This window comes from Rahnella sp. P4_A8 (genome assembly GCF_056402435.1).
The window spans coordinates 1-2,681 of sequence record NZ_JBFUHK010000157.1; the positions used below are offsets into that span (position 1 = coordinate 1).

Annotated in this window: 3 protein-coding genes; all 3 read left to right on the plus strand. The window is 48.9% G+C overall.

Features of this window, described 5'->3' with window-relative positions:
- The coding region (locus AC1DUO_RS24075) for an enolase C-terminal domain-like protein (protein ID WP_477989103.1) at nt 1-516 on the plus strand (516 nt) is incomplete at its 5' end.
- A gap of 162 nt (nt 517-678) precedes the next feature.
- Complete coding sequence (locus tag AC1DUO_RS24080; RefSeq protein WP_477989105.1) at nt 679-1,995, plus strand: MFS transporter; 1,317 nt, start codon at nt 679-681, stop codon at nt 1,993-1,995.
- A gap of 9 nt (nt 1,996-2,004) precedes the next feature.
- Nucleotides 2,005-2,681: NAD(P)-dependent oxidoreductase (locus AC1DUO_RS24085; RefSeq protein ID WP_477989107.1), on the plus strand; the 677-nt coding region annotated here is incomplete at its 3' end.

Below are 2,681 nucleotides of genomic sequence, written 5' to 3' on the forward strand. Positions count from 1 at the left end.
GTACTGGCCGAACAGGCAGAATACTATCCTCGTCTGGCTGCTCAGACACATATTCCCATTGCAGCCGGTGAACGCATGTTCTCGCGCTTTGAGTTCAAACGTGTATTGGCCGACGGTGGTTTAGCCATTATCCAGCCGGATTTGTCGCACGCAGGTGGGATCACRGAATGCTTCAAAATTGCGGCGATGGCAGAGTCTTACGATATTTCGCTGGCACCGCATTGTCCGTTGGGGCCGATCGCACTGGCTTCTTGCCTGCATCTGGATTTTGTGGCGCGTAATGCGGTATTCCAGGAGCAGAGTATGGGTATCCATTATAATAAGGGAGCCGAATTATTGGATTATGTCATTAATAAAGAAGACTTTACCATGACGGATGGTTATTTCTATCCGCTGAATAAACCCGGACTGGGCGTTGAAATTAATGAGGAGTTGGTGATTGAGCGCAGTAAGAATGCCCCTGACTGGCGCAACCCAATTTGGCGTTATGAAGATGGTGCTGTCGCCGAATGGTAACCTGTTCTATATATTTTAAGTAACAGAGCTATCAGGTAAAACTATATCAATAAAGCAATTAATAATAATATCGATATATCCGTATTTGTTTTTTAATCCACATTACGTGGAATGGCCATCTTATGCCCTGACACCAGGGACAGACTCATTAAGGTGATAATAATGAACATCGATCTGTGCTCTACAACACTAAAAAAATTAAACGCAAAAATAATACCTTTTATTATTATTTGCTACTTTGTTGCCAATCTGGATAAAACCAATATATCCGTTGCGGCACTGCAAATGAATGCCGATTTAGGCCTGTCTGCCAGTATGTATGGCCTGGGTGTCGGTATGTTCTATATCTCCTACATCATTTTTGAAATACCCAGTAACGTCATTATGACGCGGGTTGGTGCACGCATCTGGATTGCGCGCATCATGATTACCTGGGGGGTTGTCAGCGCCGGGATGTCACTGGTCCATACGCCGACACAACTGTAMGTGATGCGCTTTTTGCTGGGTATGGCAGAAGCCGGTTTTACACCGGGGATTATCTACTATATCTCCTGCTGGTTTCCCAAGAGCAACCGCGCCCGTGCCATGTCGTTCTTCTATATGGGATCGGTGCTGGCGTCAGTGATTGGATTACCGATTTCCGGCAGTATTCTCAATATGCACGGCATTGCCGATATCGCGGGCTGGCGCTGGCTGTTTGCGATGGAAGGCATCCCGGCCATCATTCTCGGCTGTCTGGTACTGTTACGTTTGCCGGATACGCCAAATCATGCCACCTGGTTGAGTGCGGACGAGAAAAAATGGCTGAACACCCGGTTACAACAAGAGAATGGTGACGTAGAAGTAGGGAAACATCATTCATGGGCCAGTGCGCTCAGGAATAAAGTGGTATTGATGTTGAGTCTGGTGTGGTTCCTGCAAGCATTTTGCTCAATTGGTATTACACTCTTCCTGCCGCTCATTATTAAAAGTGTGGCTACAGAACAGAGTAATTTCGTTATTAGCGTTTTGTCGGCCATTCCTTTTGCCTTTGCCGCGATATTTATGTACGTGAATGGACGCCATTCGGATCTCACCAAAGAGCGTTCGCTGCATCTGGGGGTGCCGTTAATTATTTCCGGCTTACTGCTGGCTGCCTCGATATATACCAGTAACCTCTTTATTGCCTATATTATGCTGGTATTGACCGTCGGCTTTAACTTCGCGCTGACCCCGATATTCTGGGCGGTAACGACCGAAAAATTAGCGGGTGTTGCTGCGGCGGCTTCTATTGCTTTCATTAATGCCATTGCCAACTTTGCCGGTCTGGGATTGCCGCCATTGCTGGGGAAAATAAAGGATGTCACCGGCAGTTTCCATTATGGCTTATTGATCATTGCTACGGCACTGGTTATCGGCGGCATCGTCGGTATCTATGTCGGCCGTCCGGCTAAAGTAATAGCGACAAAATCGTCAGCCTCATCATTATCGCAACACTAAGGTCTTGTTATGAAGAATATCGCGGTTAAACAGAAAGTATTAAAACAGGCATCGCTGCCAGATCAGTTGAATGCACAACTGAACGCGCTATACGATGTGTATGAATACAACGACATGGCCGCCGGGGAGTTTGACCGGTTAGCCGCCGAGTTTCGTGTAGTACTCACTAACGGCGAAGCCGTGGTCAGTCGCGAATTTATGGGACGGCTACCTAACCTTGAACTCATCAGCGACTTTGGTGTTGGCTATGACGGTATTGATGTTGCCGCAGCAAGAGAACGTGAGATCGCTGTGACCCATACCCCCGGCGTATTGACGGATGACGTCGCCGACCTGGCCATGGGGTTGATACTGGCAACGTCACGCCAGATCCCCGCAGCACAACGCTTTATCGAACAGGGAGCATGGCAGAAGGGCGGTTATCCCTGGACCCGTAAAGTCTCAGGGGCGCGGTTAGGCATTATTGGCATGGGGCGTATTGGGCGTGCTATCGCCAAACGCGCTGCGGCATTTAATATGTCGATCGCCTATACGGATCGCGCTGCACTTGCCGACACGGATTACACCTTCCATGCAACATTGCTATCGCTGGCCGGGGCGAGTGATTTTCTGGTGGTCTGTACCAACGGAGGTGCCGAAACCCGCGGCCTCGTTAACCGCGATGTATTGAATGCTCTGGGCGCGGA